12 protein-coding genes are annotated in these 16065 nt (G+C 62.8%); 6 read left to right on the forward strand and 6 right to left on the reverse strand.

Going from position 1 to position 16065, the window contains the following annotated elements:
* Positions 1-51: 51 nt before the first annotated feature.
* Together ACSMXM_RS02135 and ACSMXM_RS02140 are read left to right on the forward strand one after the other, a co-directional pair.
* Positions 52-783, forward strand: coding sequence for a CDP-alcohol phosphatidyltransferase family protein (locus ACSMXM_RS02135; RefSeq protein WP_460313544.1), 732 nt, complete (start codon positions 52-54; stop codon positions 781-783).
* Positions 784-1128: 345 nt separating this feature from the next.
* Entirely contained in the window at positions 1129-2763 is a 1635-nt protein-coding gene (locus ACSMXM_RS02140) for a long-chain-fatty-acid--CoA ligase (RefSeq protein ID WP_460313545.1), read from the forward strand.
* Here ACSMXM_RS02140 and ACSMXM_RS02145 read toward each other — a convergent pair.
* The 6 genes from ACSMXM_RS02145 to ACSMXM_RS02170 form a co-directional block, all read right to left on the reverse strand.
* The gene (locus tag ACSMXM_RS02145; protein WP_460313547.1) at positions 2760-3848 is read right to left on the reverse strand and encodes a PA0069 family radical SAM protein; all 1089 of its coding nucleotides are present in this window, start codon (positions 3846-3848) and stop codon (positions 2760-2762) included. The two genes, ACSMXM_RS02140 and ACSMXM_RS02145, sit on opposite strands and share 4 nt — an antisense overlap.
* A gap of 105 nt (positions 3849-3953) precedes the next feature.
* Positions 3954-4481, reverse strand: a complete 528-nt coding sequence (gene moaB / locus ACSMXM_RS02150; protein ID WP_460313549.1) for a molybdenum cofactor biosynthesis protein B — start codon at positions 4479-4481, stop codon at positions 3954-3956.
* A 49-nt stretch (positions 4482-4530) separates the two neighbouring features.
* Complete coding sequence (locus ACSMXM_RS02155) at positions 4531-5670, reverse strand: acyltransferase family protein (RefSeq protein WP_460313550.1); 1140 nt, start codon at positions 5668-5670, stop codon at positions 4531-4533.
* 31 nt (positions 5671-5701) lie between these two features.
* Positions 5702-6937, reverse strand: coding sequence for an MFS transporter (locus ACSMXM_RS02160; RefSeq protein WP_460313552.1), 1236 nt, complete (start codon positions 6935-6937; stop codon positions 5702-5704).
* Between the two features lie 39 nt (positions 6938-6976).
* A complete protein-coding gene (locus tag ACSMXM_RS02165; protein WP_460313553.1) occupies positions 6977-7939 on the reverse strand; it encodes an SGNH/GDSL hydrolase family protein in 963 nt (320 codons plus the stop codon).
* A gap of 119 nt (positions 7940-8058) precedes the next feature.
* On the reverse strand, positions 8059-8889 hold the full coding sequence (locus ACSMXM_RS02170; RefSeq protein ID WP_460313555.1) for a uracil-DNA glycosylase: 831 nt from the start codon (positions 8887-8889) through the stop codon (positions 8059-8061).
* A 116-nt stretch (positions 8890-9005) separates the two neighbouring features.
* Here ACSMXM_RS02170 and ACSMXM_RS02175 point away from each other — a divergent pair, with 116 nt between their 5' ends.
* From ACSMXM_RS02175 to ACSMXM_RS02190, 4 genes are read left to right on the forward strand one after another with little or no spacing between them, the layout of a single operon-like run.
* Positions 9006-10640 carry an electron transfer flavoprotein-ubiquinone oxidoreductase gene (locus ACSMXM_RS02175; protein ID WP_460316332.1) on the forward strand — a complete coding sequence of 545 codons (1635 nt, stop codon included), beginning with the start codon at positions 9006-9008 and terminating at the stop codon, positions 10638-10640.
* A 53-nt stretch (positions 10641-10693) separates the two neighbouring features.
* A complete protein-coding gene (locus ACSMXM_RS02180) occupies positions 10694-12379 on the forward strand; it encodes a tetratricopeptide repeat protein (protein WP_460313556.1) in 1686 nt (561 codons plus the stop codon).
* Positions 12376-13248, forward strand: a complete 873-nt coding sequence (locus ACSMXM_RS02185; RefSeq protein WP_460313557.1) for a 4-(cytidine 5'-diphospho)-2-C-methyl-D-erythritol kinase — start codon at positions 12376-12378, stop codon at positions 13246-13248. The genes ACSMXM_RS02180 and ACSMXM_RS02185 overlap by 4 nt, the downstream gene beginning before the upstream one ends.
* 53 nt (positions 13249-13301) lie before the next feature.
* Complete coding sequence (locus tag ACSMXM_RS02190) at positions 13302-15941, forward strand: TonB-dependent receptor (RefSeq protein WP_460313558.1); 2640 nt, start codon at positions 13302-13304, stop codon at positions 15939-15941.
* Positions 15942-16065: the final 124 nt, after the last annotated feature.

A 16065-nucleotide genomic window follows, 5' to 3' on the forward strand; every position in this document is an offset into this window, starting at 1 on the left:
GACACGCCAGAAGGCCTTCGGCCGGTCCGTAAAGTCCTGCCGATAAGAGCCTTGATTCCCAACGCGATCACGATTGCGGCGCTTTGCACTGGCCTGACGGCCGTGCGCTTTGCGATCACCGGAGAGTTTGAAAAGGCCCTGCTGGCGATCTTTCTAGCCGGCGTTCTTGATGCGCTGGATGGGCGGATCGCACGTTTGCTGAAGGGCTCGACGCGTTTTGGCGCGGAACTCGATTCGCTGTCCGACAATGCCGCCTTCGGCGTGGCGCCGGCCCTGATCATATATTTCTGGATCCTGCAGGAACTGCCGGGTTTCGGCTGGTTGGTGGCCTTGGCACATGCCATATGCGCGGCGCTGAGGCTTGCGCGTTTCAATTCGCAACTGGACATGGATGATCAGCCGCACAAGCGGGCAGGTTTCTTGACGGGCGTCCCCGCCCCCGTGGGCGCTGGACTGACGCTTGCGCCGATGTTCGTCTATTTCTGGCTGGAACCAACAGGTATCAATTACCCGACCATTGGGGCCGGGTTCACGGCAATCGTGGTCGCGGTGTCCGCATTCCTGATGATCTCGAACCTGCCGACCTACAGCTGGAAATCGGTCAGTATCCCACGCAGCCTGCGGCTGTTCGCCCTTGTCGTCGTCGCGCTGGTGCTGGGCGCGTTGCTGTCTGCCCCGTTCATGACGCTGTCGCTGATCACCATCGCCTATGCGGCAACAATCCCGTTCAGCATTCGCGCCTATTCGAAGGTCAAGCGGCGCGAAGCCGCGTCCCAGCAATAGGCATTGCCAGGATGACCGGCCAACGCGGCCCGCGCCGCCGCACAGGCCGCACGGGTGTTGCGGTCGGTCGCAGTTCGGAAAGCGAATCTGACGCGAGCGGAACGAAAGCGGCTGCCATCACGTGACGTGCCTGCCACAGCATGAACATGATCGCGCATGCGGAAAGAGCAAGAAGCAGCAGACTGGCTGCGGAAACGGAAATGTGCATATTGCGAACTCCCTTTGTTCGTTTCATGTTCCACAAATGTTCCAACCTGTCAAGTTGCGGGGTGTGCTCTCTTTGCGCGTTGACCGCTCTCCGCCGGTTCGCCTAGCTGTCGGCAAGAGGATCGGGAGGAGTATATAATGCTGGGAGGCATGCAGGACTGGCCGTTGCTGGTCTGGAAACTGATTGATTTTGCAGCGCTGAATCACGGCAGCAGAGAGATTGTGTCGCTGACCTGCGAGGGCGGCGAGCACAGATCCAATTGGGCGGAGGTACACCGCAGGTCGAAGGGGGTCGCCCAGGCGCTGTCGCGCCTGGGATTGAAGCAGGGGGACCGCGCCGCCACGCTGGCCTGGAACACGCACCGCCATATCGAATGCTGGTACGGCATCAGCGGCATGGGAGCCGTCGCCCATACGGTGAACCCGCGCCTGTTCGAAGATCAGATCGTCTATATCATCAATCACGCCGGCGACCGTGTCCTGTTTCTGGACCTGACCTTTGTCGGTCTGATCGAGAAGCTGGCCCCAAGACTGAACAGCGTCGAGCATTTCGTTCTGATGACCGATGCGGCGCACATGCCGGCAAATGCGAGCGTGCATTTCCTGTGCTATGAAGAGCTGGTGGCCCAATCCGACGGAGATTTCGCCTGGGCGCGGGTCGAGGAAACGACCCCGGCAGGGCTATGCTACACCAGCGGGACCACAGGCAATCCGAAGGGTGTTCTGTACACGCACCGGTCGAACGTGCTGCACACGCTGGGGTCCATCACGAAGGACGCGATGGGCGTGGGGTCGGAGGATGTCGCCCTGCCGGTCGTGCCCATGTATCACGCCAATGCCTGGGGCCTGCCCTATAGCTGCGCCGCCGTCGGGGCGAAAATGGTGATGGGCGGCCCGCATTTCGATGCGCCGACATTGCACAAGCTGCTGATGAAGGAGGGGGTGACGTTCACGGCGGCGGTTCCGACGATCTGGCTGGGAATGCTGCAGCACCTGGAAGAGACCGGCACGGATCTGGGCGCCCTGAAACGCGTGGTCATCGGCGGCAGCGCGGCGCCGCGTTCCATGATCGTGGATTTCAAGGAAAAATATGGCGTCGAGGTCATTCATGCATGGGGGATGACGGAGATGTCGCCCCTGGGCACTGTGGGATCGCTTTCAGCCGAGGCAGCGAAGCTTTCTCAGGAAGAGCAGTTCGACCTTAAAACAAAGCAAGGCAGGGCGATCTTTGGTGTTGAACTGAAGGTCACAGACGATGCCGGCGCGACACTGCCACGGGATGGCGAATCCTTCGGTCATCTGATGGTACAAGGCCCCTGGTGTGTGGGCGAATATTTCGGCGGCGAGGGCGGGCACATCCTGGACGCGGAAGGGTGGTTCGATACCGGCGATGTCGCGACCATCGACCAGGGCGGCTATATGCAGATCACCGACCGCGCGAAGGACGTCATCAAATCCGGGGGCGAGTGGATTTCCTCCATCGAGCTGGAAAATGAGGCAATCGGTGCCGCGGGCGTTGCGGAAGCGGCAGTCATCGGCATGCCCCATCCGAAATGGGACGAGCGACCGCTATTGGTGATCGTGCCAAAGGCGGGTGCGACGCCTCGGAAGGAGGATGTGCTGGCGCATCTGGAAGGGCGAATCGCCAAATGGTGGATGCCGGACGATGTCGTTTTCGTCGACGAAATCCCCCATACGGCCACCGGCAAGATCCAGAAAACCACGCTGCGCGAGCAGTTTGCCGATTATTCCTTTCCAGCGGTGGACGGCTAGAGAAGACGCAACTGGGCGCCCGGCGGCGCGAAGAGGTCGGTCCGAAGGTTGATGGAGCGCCCCTTCAGCCCCAGCCGGGAGGAGGCTTTGTCAAAGCGAGCCTTCAGCATGGCGGCATAGGCCCCCTTCGGTTGATAGCGTTCGAAGAAGCGCGATTCATTGTCCTTGCCGCCGCGCATTTCCTGCAAATGGTTCATCACGCGGCGGGCGCGATTGGGAAAATGGGTGGCCAGCCATTCGCGGAAAATCGGCGATACCTCGTGCGGCAACCGGACAACGATCGAGAAAGCGCCCACCGCACCCGCAGCGGCGGCAGCCTCTAATATCGCCTCTATTTCATGGTCGTTGATGGCGGGAATCACCGGTGACACGGATACGTGGACGGGAATGCCCCGCTCGCTGAGCCGTCGAATCGCCTCTATGCGGCGCGCGGGGTAGGAAGCGCGGGGCTCCATCTTTCCGGCAAGGCGCGGGTCCAGCGTCGTGACGGACAGCATGACGGCGGCAAGGCTTTGTTTCGCCATGCGTGCGAGAATGTCGATGTCGTCGCAGACGCGGGCGGATTTCGTTGTGATGGTAACGGGGTGGGAGGTCGATTCCAGAACCTCAAGGATGCCGCGCGTGATTCGATAGCGTGCCTCTATGGGCTGGTAGGGGTCCGTGTTGGTACCAAGCGCGATCGGGCGGCATTCGTAGCCAGGCCGGGCAATCTCCCTTCGCAGCAGATGCGGCACGGTCGGTTTTGCGGTCAGCCGCGTTTCAAAATCCTGACCCGGAGAAAGGCCAAGATAGGCGTGCGTGGGGCGGGCAAAGCAGTAGACGCAGCCATGTTCACAGCCGCGATAGGCATTGATGGAACGGTCAAAGGGAACATCCGGCGATTTGTTGCGGGTGATCGCGGTCTTCGGGCTTTCCAATGTTACCTGGGTGCGAAGTTGCCGAAGTTGTCGCGGATTCGCATCGCTATTTTCGGCATCGAGAAAATCGCCGTCGGCGTCGCGCTCTATGTGGTCGAAGCGCTGGCTGAGCCGGTTCGCGACCGCGCCACGGCCGGGGGCAAGAGAGGGGGGTGGGGGTGAGTCCATGGCAAGAACATAACACGAACGATATGGCGACGGGAAGCCCGGTACAAGTTCGTGCCAGGGTAAATCGAAGTTGGTTGGGAGCCGCCCCCGGCGCGGTACCCCAACTCAGCTTTCCTGCAGGCGCGGCATCAGTTCGACGAAATTGCAGGGCTTGTGACGATTGTCGAGCTGGTCCTTCAATATGCCGTCCCAGCCATCCTTTACCGCGCCGGTGGAGCCGGGAAGCGCGAAGAGATATGTGCCCGCCGCCACGCCGGCAGTGGCGCGCGACTGCACGGTCGACGTGCCGATCGTCTGATAGCTGAGCATACGAAACAGCTCTCCAAAGCCGGGAATATGTTTCTCGCACACCTGGTCAAATGCCTCTGGCGTGACATCGCGCCCGGTCACGCCGGTCCCGCCCGTGGTAATGATGCAGTCGATGGCAGAATCGTCGATCCATGCCTGCAATTGCTGGACGAGGGCGGGGACATCGTCCCTGACGATTGTTCGGGTGGCGAGAGCATGACCGTAATCCGTAAGGCGCGCCGCGAGAATATCGCCCGAGCGGTCGTCTGCGGCGGTGCGGGTATCGCTGACCGTCAGGATCGCGATGTTGATCGGCGTGAAGGGCAGGGTTTCGTCAATGGGCATGGCGCAGCCTTAGCGCCAATTAAGGGACGATCCCAGCGCCCCCTTGGTTTCAGCCGGGGGCGGCGCCGATATGCGGATGTATCACCCGGCGACTGAGCGCACGGCGTATCGCGGGGCGCAGGCGCCGCCCGACCCGGTGCGTGGCGATGGTCACGAAAATGACGGCGCCATACACGTGAACAAGCCGCGCTATGCTGCCCGCCGGTGCGGGGCTGATGGCAGCAATGAAATAGACGGTTGGGATGTGAACGAGATAGAGTTCGAACGTGTGATCCGCGACTGTGCGTATCCGGCGGACGAGGCCGTCTGAAGGGCGCCAATAGTGGCTGAGCGCCCCGACGCCGGCGATGATCAGGATCGTGAACAAACCAGCCCAATATTCACGCAGCAGGGGGCCATAGGACATCCCCTGGTCAATCCCGGCAATCCACGGCTTCAGCGCGGCGTAGGCAATGGCAAGCGCAGTCCCGCCCAACAGGCAGACGGCGCCCCGGAAAGGCGAAATGCGCGGCCGCTGCTGCCAAAGGGCAACGCCCGCGAACCAGATCGGCGCAAGAAGGGCGATGCGCGGGCCGGCGGCGAGCAGCAGGAGCGCAATTCCAGCCCATGCCAATTTTGGCCGCAGAAAGACGAGCATTCCGAACATGGCGTAATAGGCCGCCTCGTACGACAGTGACCAGAAGGGGCCGTTCGACCCCGGCGTGCGCGGGCCGCTGACCGTCCAGAATTCCTGGATGTGCAGGAGGTTGATGAGGTAACGCCAGGCCGGTGCCGTGGTCAGGTCCGTGCCGCCGCCGGTCGCCTGTGGCGCCGTGACCAGATAAAATTCTGCATTGGCCCAAAGACCGATGCTGTCGAGGAGCGCCGTGACCGCGAGAGCCGGGATCACCACGGAAAGCAGGCGCGAAATGCGCGCCGCCGAATAGGCCGAACCGCCACGCGCGCGCTGCGTGGTTGCCGCAACGACATATCCCGAAAGCACGAAGAAAATCATCACGGCGGCATGCAGATAAATGCCCGCCTGCCAGAAATATCCACCGGTCAGCCAGCCGCCGGACGCATGGCCGACACAGACGACAAGCGCGGCCAAAAAGCGGATGATGTCCAGCGACACCGACAGTCCGGGATCGATGGTCTGCGGCGCTTCGGCTTGGCCTACCGCTTTCTGTCTATTTGGTGCCCCCACCATGAATTGCGGGTGCCCCGTTTCGTGCGCCAGGTCAAGGTTTTGTAGCGACCGGAATCGGCGAGGCGGTCTGCGTGACGATCAGGGCCTTCGCGAATTGCGTTTGTTCCTCGTCGGCGACAGGGGCGCGGCGGGTCATGCGGAACATGGTGAAGGCGAGAAGGACGAGGTGCACCCCCAGCGTCCAGGCGAACAGCGCATCGAGGCTGCTGGCGTTGATGAGAACGGAGGCCGCGATGGGACCGACAACGGCACCAATGCCGTAAAGGAGAAGAACGCCGCTGGCCGTTTCAACGAAGCCGGATGGTTCCGCATGGTCGTTCAGATGGGCGGTGGCCAGCCCGTTGATGGGAAAGCCGAAAAACCCGTAGAGAAATCCGGCGATGAAAACACCGTTGGTGATGAGCGGTGCACCGAACAGCATGAAGAGCGCCGCGCCGATGGACCCGAGCGTTGCGATGATCAGTACCTGCCGTCTGTCGATGCGGTCCGACAGCAGACCGAGGGGCGCCTGTCCGGCAGCGCCACCCACGACCACCACGCTCATGAAAATAGCGACGGATGCGGCCGCGCTGGCGGCGTCGGCCCTGCCGGCGGCATAGATGGGCCCCAATGCCCAAAAGCTGCCATTGGCGAGTCCGACGGCGAGAATGCCGGCCGCGCCGACGGGCGATTGACGGTAAAGCTTTCTGAGATTCACGCGCGTCTCGACAATAGGCGCGGGCGCGTCGGAAGCGCTGAGCGTCAGCGGGATCGCTGACAGGGAAACCAGGATGGAGGCGATGGCAAACAGGGGAAATTGCGCCGGGTCGCCGAGCAGCAGCATCATCTGGCCGAGCGTCAGAACGGTAAGATTGATTACGGTATAGACGGAAAAGATCGCGCCCCGGTTTTCAGCGGTCGCCTTCTCGTTCAGCCAGCTTTCGATGACGGTGTAGAGAATGGCGAAGCAGAAGCCGGTCGTTCCCCGGAGCAGCCACCAGATGACGGGATCGTCAATCAGGGCGTGTACGAGGGTCATTGTGGAGGCGAGCGCCACGGCCGCGGCGAATACGCGGATATGACCCGCCCTGCGCATGAAGCGGGCTGCTGTCAGACAGCCGACCCCGAACCCCAGGAAGTAGGACGACCCAAGGATGCCGATTTGCACCGCCGTCTGCGCATTTATGTCCGCGCGCAGCGGCAGCAGCGCCCCCTGCAGGCCGTTGCCCATCAAAAGCAGCGCGACCGACATCAGGAGCGCCCCGACGGAGGCCAGTGTAGCGCGCATGGTCAACGAAGCTTTTGATGGGCGGACATGCCGCCGAACTTAGGTTGCGCGGCGACGAATTCCGAGGGCCAATGCGCCAATTCCGAAAAGAAGCAGCGCACCGGGGGCGGGAACCTCCTCAGTCAGTCCGACCAGCAGGCTGACCTCGTCGGCCAGCGCCCGATGGATGGGCGCCGTAAAATGCGTGCCGTCGAAGGAGAAAATCCCGGTGCAATCGATATCGCCGTTCACCACCGGGCGAACGTCGATGCAGCTGTCCGTCAGATTCTGCGCCGGAAGGCCAAAGACGCTGGGGTCGGTCATCAGGGTGCCGAAGAAACTGAAATAGTCGAACGAGAAGATTTCTGCCTCCAGGCTGGCGGTCGCAAGGCCGGCGAGGATCGCGCTTTCAAGGTCGGCCGCGACCGGCGTGGTCGCATTGGGAACGCCCATGACGAGAATGTGCCGGGCGCCGGCTGCATCGAGCGCCGCGACATTCGCCACCAGGCGTGTGGCGGCAAGCGCGATATATTCTTCCTGAGTATATGGCCCGGTTTCGCCGCGTCCGATCGCGAAAATGTCATTGCCCGCCGCGCTGATCGTATAGAGCGCGTCGGGGTCGGCATTTCCGCCCACCGCCGCCAAATAAGTCCCTACCTGAAAATCGAGGTCGGGGATGGGGTCGCCGCCTGCGGAGAAACCCGAATTGTTGACGATGCGGGCGCCGCCAAAGGCATAATTATCGCCGCCAAGAAGCGATGGGCTGGTAAAGCCTCCCTCAATCGGGACATTTATCAGGTCGGTGAAATCCGGGCCGTTGGTGAAACGCCCCTGGAAATAGCCGGTCGAGGGGTTCGGAGTCGCCCCGCCCGTAAGGGTGAAGATGTTGCCCGCGTCGACCAGACTGTCGCCAAAGACGATCTGGTTTGAATAGGCCATCGTTGCCGCAGTTGCGGGTAGAGCGAGGGCGGCAGCGCCGAGCGTGCCAGCCGCGCCAAGAAGGCAAAGCTTTACGTAGTTCATCGTTTTCATCCTCCCAAGGAACGGGCAGGATTAGCGCAGTTTCGCCGAATTATGTTAGCTGTTTGTTTACCAAGGTTCTTCTTTGGATCGGGCGGCTTTTTACGTGTCGCGCAATAAGGTCAGCCCTGGTCGAGGGACCTTAGCGCCGACTGGAATGCGAGAAGGTCGATCCATGCAAGTCGTTTCTGTTCCGGCTGCCTGAGCAGATAGGCGGGGTGGAATGTGGGCATCACCCGGTAGCGTTCCCCCTCTATCTCCACATCGGCCCAGCGGCCGCGCAGGCGCATGATGCCCGCATCCGTCCCCAGCAGCGCCTTGGCACTGGTGCCGCCGACGCAGAGGATCAGGCGCGGCCTGTGGATCGCGATGTGCCGGTGAAGCAGCGGCAGGCATTCCGCCGCCTCCTGCGGGCTGGGCGTGCGGTTGCGCGGCGGGCGCCAGGGGCTGAGATTGGTGATGTAAACGCCGTTTTCTTCGTCGGTCCGGTCAAGGCCGATGGCGGCGAGCATTCGGTCGAGAAGCTGGCCGGCGGGACCGACGAAGGGCTTGCCCTCGCGCTCCTCCTGCTGTCCCGGTGCCTCTCCGACGATCATGACTTTCGACCGCGGATTGCCGTCTGCAAACACGAAGGCGGAATTGGGCGCATTGAGGCTGCTTGCAAAACCGCGCGCCTCTGTCGCCAATTCGTCCAGAGTGCGGGCGCTGAGCGGCGCGGCGGGGGCGGTCTGTGGAGCAGGGGACCCGCCCTGAAGTGGAAGGGGCGGGGGCTGGTCCTGGGGTGCGGGTCTTTCCCCTGGCGCCGGCTTTGCCGGCCGTGGGGACAGGGAAGGGGCGGGCGCCTGCAGCCAATTGCCCGGCCGGTCGGCAATCAGGGCGTCGGCACCGGCATCGACAAGCCAGGCAAGTGTGGCTGCGGCCTGTTGAGGGGTAAGGGAAGCAGGACCAGTCATTGCCCCCCCTTATGTGCGACTGTGCACCATCTGGCAAAGTTCGCCGGGAACCCCTAGGTAACGTGACTGAATTTTATAAAGGGGACTTGGGCGTGAGCGAACCCGAACGCGAATCGATGGAATATGATGTCGTCATCGTCGGCGGCGGACCAGCAGGCCTGTCAGCGGCCATCAGGCTGAAGCAGCAGGCTGCCGCCGAGGGAAAAGACATTTCCGTCTGCGTTCTGGAAAAGGGGTCCGAGATTGGCGCCCACATCCTGTCGGGCGCGGTCGTCGATCCGCGCGCGCTGGACGAATTGCTGCCCGAATGGCGCGAGGAGGACGGCCACCCGCTGACCGTGGAGGTCGAGGACAACCACCACTGGGTGCTGACGAAAAAGGGCAAGTTCGAATTTCCCCATATCCTGTTGCCGCCGTTCATGGGGAATGAGGGTTGCTATACGCTGTCGCTGGGCAATTTCTGTCGTTGGCTCGCCGAAAAGGCAGAGGCGATGGAGGTGGAGATATTCCCCGGCTTTGCAGGCGCGGAAGTGCTGTTCAACGAGGATGGCAGCGTCCGCGGCGTGGCAACCGGCCCGTCCGGCATCGCAAAGGATGGCGAGAAGAAACCCACATATGAAGACGGCATGGAGCTGCACGCGAAATACACCCTGTTCGCAGAGGGCGTGCGCGGACATCTGTCGAAGGAGCTGAAGCGCATCTTCAGCCTGGATACCGATTGCGAGCCGCAGATCTATGGGCTGGGCGTGAAGGAATTGTGGGACATTGACGATGACAAGCACGTCCCCGGTACCGTCATCCACACGCAGGGCTGGCCGCTGGACGATGCCAATGGCGGCGGCTTCATCTATCATCAGGACGACGGGCAGGTCGCGCTGGGGTTCGTCACCTGGCTAAGCTATAAAAATCCGCACCTTTCGCCGTTCCAGGAAATGCAGAAGTGGAAGACGCACCCGGCGATCGCCGAACTGCTGAAGGGCGGCAAGCGCGTCAGCTATGGCGCGCGGGCGATCAACGATGGCGGGTTCCAGTCCGTGCCCAAGCTGGCATTCCCGGGGGGCGCGCTGATCGGCTGTTCGGCAGGCTTCGTCAACGTGCCGCGCATCAAGGGCACGCATACGGCCATGAAGTCGGGCATGATGGCGGCGGAGGCGGCGTTCGAGGCGGTGATGGCGGGTCGCCAGCATGACGAGCTGACCGCCTATCAGACCGCTTATGACAATAGCTGGGCGCGCAAGGAATTGTCGAAGGTTCGCAATACCCTGCCGCTGGTGAAGAAATTTGGCGAGGTCTTTGGAACGGGGCTGGCCGGGTTGACCATGTGGCTGGAGCATCTGAACATCAAGATGCCGTTCACCATGGGCCACAAGCCGGACCACGAGCAGATTGGTCGCAAGGAACATTATAATCCACCCGTCTATCCGAAGCCGGACGGCGTCCTGACCTTTGACCGTCTATCCTCTGTTTTCCTGTCGAACACCAATCACGAGGAGGATCAGCCGCCGCACTTGGTGCTGAAGGACAAGTCGATCCCGATCGAACATAATCTGCCCCTCTATGACGAGCCGGCGCAGCGTTACTGTCCGGCGGGCGTCTACGAAGTGGTGGGCGAGGAAGAGGGCAACCCCCAGTTCGTCATCAACGCGCAAAATTGCGTGCACTGCAAAACGTGCGACATCAAGGATCCCACCCAGAATATTAACTGGGTCGTGCCTGAAGGCGGCGGGGGACCGAACTATCCGAACATGTAAGAAGGGGTAGGGCGCGCCGGTCTGCGTGCCGCCCCTGTCCAAGTGGAGTCAATATGCGCGGTCTCATCTTCCTTTCTCTGCTGGCGGGTACAGCTGCGCCCGCGGCGGCCTCGACGATCATCGTCGAGGAACGCGGCCTGTCCGATTATGTGCAGGGGCGTTACGCCGCCGCGACAGGCGAACTGGAACAGGCCGCCGACCTTTACGAAGGCGCGCTCGGCTATGCGCCCGAAGATCCCTATTTGCTGAAACGAACGTTCGACCTGGCTGTCGAGGCGGGTGACGAGAAACTGGCGGTCGGCGTGGCACGGCGGCTGGTCGATGAAGCGCCGTTCGACAGCGCGGTTGCCATGCTGCTGACGGCGGATGCGCTGCAGCGTAAGGACTGGGACGATTTGAACAGCCGGCTGGACGGGCTGGCATCGTCTGGATTTGGTTCCCTGGTCGCGCCCATCGCACGGGCCTGGGCGCTGGAGGCGCGAAGCAAGGAAAAGGACGCGCGCGCGGCGCTGGCCGGTGCGTCGCCGGAAGGACTTGCAGAAAGCTATTGGGTGGAACATCGCGGCCACGTCGCGCTGGCGACAGGCAAGGAGGAAGAGGCGATTGCCGCCTATCAGCCCCTGATCGAGGGGGATGAGGGTGCCAATGTTCGGATCCGCCTGGCACTGGCCGAAGCCCTGCAAAAGGACGGGCAGGATGCCGAGGCGAAGGTCGTGCTGGATGCGGCGCTGGACCATCCCGACGTACTGGCGGCGCGAAAGCTGCTGGCCGATGGCAAGAAGCTGCGCTTCGCGCCTCAAGATGCGCGCGAGGGGGTGGCGACCATGTTGCTGCGGATCGCCGCCGATCTGTCGAACCAGCGGACGGTGCCCATCGCGTTGACCTTTGCGCGGATCGCCACCTGGCTGGCGCCAGATAATTCAACCGCCTGGCTGATGACGTCGCAATTGCTGGCGCGTAGCGAAGAATTGGCACCGGCGCTTGCCGCCGCACGGCAGATCGATGACGAGGATCCCTCCGCCGGTATGGCACGCGGACAGGAAGCGGCCCTGCTGTCCGGGCTGGACCGAAAGCCCGAAGCGCTGCAGATGCTGGAACTGGCCGCATCGGCGCCGGGAGCGACGGCGCGCGATCACATGCTGCTGGGCGATGCCTATCAGGATGCGGACCGCTTCGACGACGCGCTGGTGGCGTACCGCACGGCGCAAACCATGCCCATCGAGAGCGACGATGTTCGCTGGCAATTGTTTTTCCTGATCGGCGCGGCGGAAGAGCAGCGCGGCGACTGGCAGGCGGCAGAAGTGGCGCTGCGGCAGGCGCTGGCAATTGCGCCCGACGAAGCGATCACGCTAAATTATCTGGGCTATACCCTGCTGGATCGTGGCATGAAGATGGACGAGGCCGTTGCCATGATCGAGGAGGCGCACCGGCTGGAGCCGAATGACGGTCATATCACCGACTCTCTCGGCTGGGCACAATATCGCGTCGGCGATTATGAGAAGGCGGTTGCGACGCTGGAAGAAGCGATTCGAAGCGTACCGGGAGACGCGACCATCAACGACCATCTGGGCGATGCCTATTGGCAGGTGGGCCGTCGGATCGAGGCACGCTTTCGCTGGCAAGCCGCGCTGGAGGGCGAGCCGTCGGATAAGCAGATCGCGGCCATCAACGCGAAGCTGCGCTATGGCTATGAACGCGGGGTTGCGCTGGCGCAGGCGGACGGCGAACCGCGTTTGTGACGCGCGGGCGTGACAGCTCTTTGCACGAGATAGCCTATGCAAAGCTGAACCTGGCCCTGCACGTCAGGACCAGGCGCGAAGACGGATATCATGACATTGAAACGCTGTTCGCCTTTTGCGCGGACGGCGATGTGCTGCGCGTTTCCCCCTCAGACGATCTGACGCTGGACATGGAGGGGCCGTTCGCGGCCGTGCTGGCAGGCGATGCAGACAATCTGGTACTGCGCGCCGCGCATATTCTGTCGGAGGCATGTGGCGAACGTCGCGGCGCGGCGCTGACGCTCGACAAGCGCCTGCCAGTCGCCAGCGGCATTGGCGGAGGTTCTGCCGATGCGGCGGCTGCGCTGCGATTGCTGAACCGGCATTGGGGGTTGAACTGGTCATTGTCGCGGCTGGCGGAGATCGGCTTTTCCCTGGGCGCCGACGTGCCCGCCTGCGTCCATAGCGTCGCCGTGCGGGGAGAAGGCGTCGGAGAGCGGTTGGACCCCGGCGCCAGGCTGACGGATTTGACGGACCTGCCGGTGCTGCTGGTGAATCCGCTGACCGAGGTTTCGACAGCAGCGGTGTTCCGAAACTGGGACGGCGTGGATCGGGGGGCGCTGGGGGGCGGGCCGGCGCTGCCGACGGCGCTGGCGGGGCGGAACGACCTTGCCGCCCCCGCCAGAAAGATCGCCCCTGTCATCGACGATGTCCTGAACATGCTGGAGGCGGCGCCCGGCGCCACGCTGGTCCGCATGTCGGGGTCGGGGGCGACCTGTTTCGCGCTGTTCGAGTCCGGCGCCGCACGCGATGCGGCACAAACAGCAGTTCGCAGCCAGGCGCCGGAATGGTGGTCAATGGCCAGCCACCTGCATAATTTTTGCGAATGAGTTGCAGCAAAAGCCGCGTAAAGGCCAAAAGCTGTATGTAGATCGGATTGTGAATGTCGCGTAAAATTAAGGCGTTAGGGGCGGCGCTGCTGCTGGGCTCCGCGCCCTCCGCCTGGGCCCAGGAAGTCGACGAAGTCGTGGTGCCGGACGATTCCGAAACCATCGTGGTCAGGGCCTATAGCTCTCGCGGGACAGTGCGCGGAAATATACCCTCCGAACTGGAACTGGATGCGGAAGATATCGCCGCCTATGGCAGCAGCTCCATCGACGAGCTGCTGGAGGCGCTGGGGCCGAGCGTTTCGTCGGCAAGAGGACGCGGCGACGGCGGAAGGCCCATTATCCTGATCAACGGCCAACGGATTTCGGGCTTTCGCGAAATCCGGGATTTGCCGCCGGAGGCAATCGAGCGTGTGCAGGTATTCCCGGAGGAACTGGCACTTGCCTACGGATTCCGGCCCGACCAGCGCGTGGTCAATTTCATCCTGGTAGAGAATTACCGCTCCATCGCAGTAGAGGGGGAGCATGGCGAATCCACCGCAGGCGGCTATGCCGTCAGCGAGATCGATACCACCCTGACGCGGATCAGCGATGCGGGACGGCTGAATCTGGATGTCGAATATCAGCGGTCCAGCGAGTTGACGGAGGCGGAGCGCGATATTGTGCAGCCGCGAACGTCAGATTTCGGCATTGTCGACGATGGGCAGTTCCGGTCCCTGATCGCATCGTCAGACCGGCTGGAGCTGACTGCCAGCTGGTCCAGCAAGCTGTCCGATACAACCAGCCTGTCGTTAAGTGGCGAATTTCAGCATCAGGAAAGCGAAGACCGACTGGGCCTGACCGACGTAGACCTTCTCGTGCCCGCAGACAGCCCGTTTGCGCAGGGGGCGCAGGATCAATCGGTCTATCGATTCCTGCCCGCCGCTGGTGCGTTGCAGCGTAACGTGTCGCAGGACGGCGGCGAACTGGGCGTGACGGTCAATGGCCTTCTGTCCGACTGGGCATGGACATTAACGGGAAATTATACCCGCAATGAAACCAGAACCCGCACGGATCGCGAGCCCGATACCAGCGGCCTGGCCGCCGCCATTCTGGCCGGGGATGCGGCGGTAGACCCGTTCGATCCTGCACTGGGCGCCGCGCTGGTCCCGGATCTCGATACGGCGCGGAGCACCAGTCAGACGGCCGACGGAGAGCTGACCGTGTCGGGATCGCCGCTGATCCTGCCGGCGGGCGAGGTTTCGGTATCGGCGACGACGGGCGTGGAATGGCTGGCCGTGGATAGCCGCGCGGTCCGAAACGGCATCGAGACGAGCACCGATCCGGAGCGGTCCCGCGCCTTTGCCCGGGGCAATGTCGACATTCCCCTGACCAGCCGCCGGGATGACGTGCTGGCCGGCATTGGCGACCTGTCCGTCAATGCCAATGCGGGCTATGCCGAGCTGAGCGACTTTGGCGGGCTGACCGAATATGGCTATGGCCTGACGTGGGAGCCGACGGAAAGTCTGACACTGATCGCCAGCGTCATCGGAGAGGAAGTCGCGCCCAGTGTACAGGATCTGGGCGGTCCGCTGATCGTGACGCCGAACGTGGCGACGTTCGATTTCACCCGCGGCGAAAGCGTGCTGATCGACCGGATCAGCGGCGGCAATTCCGCACTGATTGCGGAATCGCGCAAGGATCTGAAAATCTCTGCAAGCTATGCGCCCGGTGGATCTCGTGATCGGCGCTTTTCCATTGAATATGTGAGCAATCGCAGCGACGATGTGACGAGCGCGTTTCCTGCCCTGACCGCCGAAATCGAGGCGGCCTTTCCGGACCGGGTCGTGCGCGATGCGGGGGGCGGGCTGGTATCGGTAGATGCGCGGCCGGTAACATTCTCTGAAGTCCGCAGCGAGCGGTTGCGTACGGGAATCGATTTCAGCGGACGTATCGCTGGCGGCGGAGAGAACGAACGGAGCAGCGGTGCGGCACGCCCTGGCCGGACGCGGGCGGCACCCCCCACGCCCCCGCAGCGATCAGCGGCGGCAGCTGACGGAGCCGACGCGACACAAGACGAAGAACCGCCGACCAACCGCGGAAATCGGGGAGAGGGCACCCCCACCGAACCTGGCAGATCGTCCGAGGATCAACCATCCTCCGATGGTGCCGCACCCGCTGCGCCTGCACCCAATCCGCGGGCCGCCATGTTCGGCGGTGGCGATCGGGGACGGGGCCGCTGGCAATTGTCGCTGTATCATACATGGCGCCTGTCGGAGACAGTGTTGATCCGTCCCGGAGTTGCGGAGCTGGACCTGCTCGGCGGATCGATTACGGACGGCAGAACACCGTTGGCCGAACATTCGGTGGAGCTGACCGGCGGCGTGTTCATGGACGGTTTCGGCGCGCGGCTGTCGGGTAATTATACCGGATCGGCGCGCATCGACGGCAGTGAGGTAACGGGATCGACCGACCTGTCGTTCGGCGACATATTCACCATGGATCTGCGCACTTTCTACACGCTGGACCGCGATCCGGAGTGGGTGGAGAGATTCCCGTTCCTCGCAAATAGCCGCATCTCCTTGAACATAGAAAATATATTCGGCGGCGTCAGGCGCGTCGAGGATGGGGCCGGCAACGTGCCGCTGAATTTCCAGCCGGGATTTCTGAACCCCGAGGGGCGCTTCGTGGAACTGAGTTTCCGCAAGCGATTCTAGCCTGCCACCTGTTCCGGCTGTGCCAATATGGCACAGGAGAAGCGGGGCGGGCCGCGCCGGCGGGAGGGCCGCACCTCGGGCAAGTCCAATTGGCATAAGGATTGCTAAGTGATTGTTGCGGCTG

It is taken from the genome of Pacificimonas sp. ICDLI1SI03 (genome assembly GCF_054740865.1).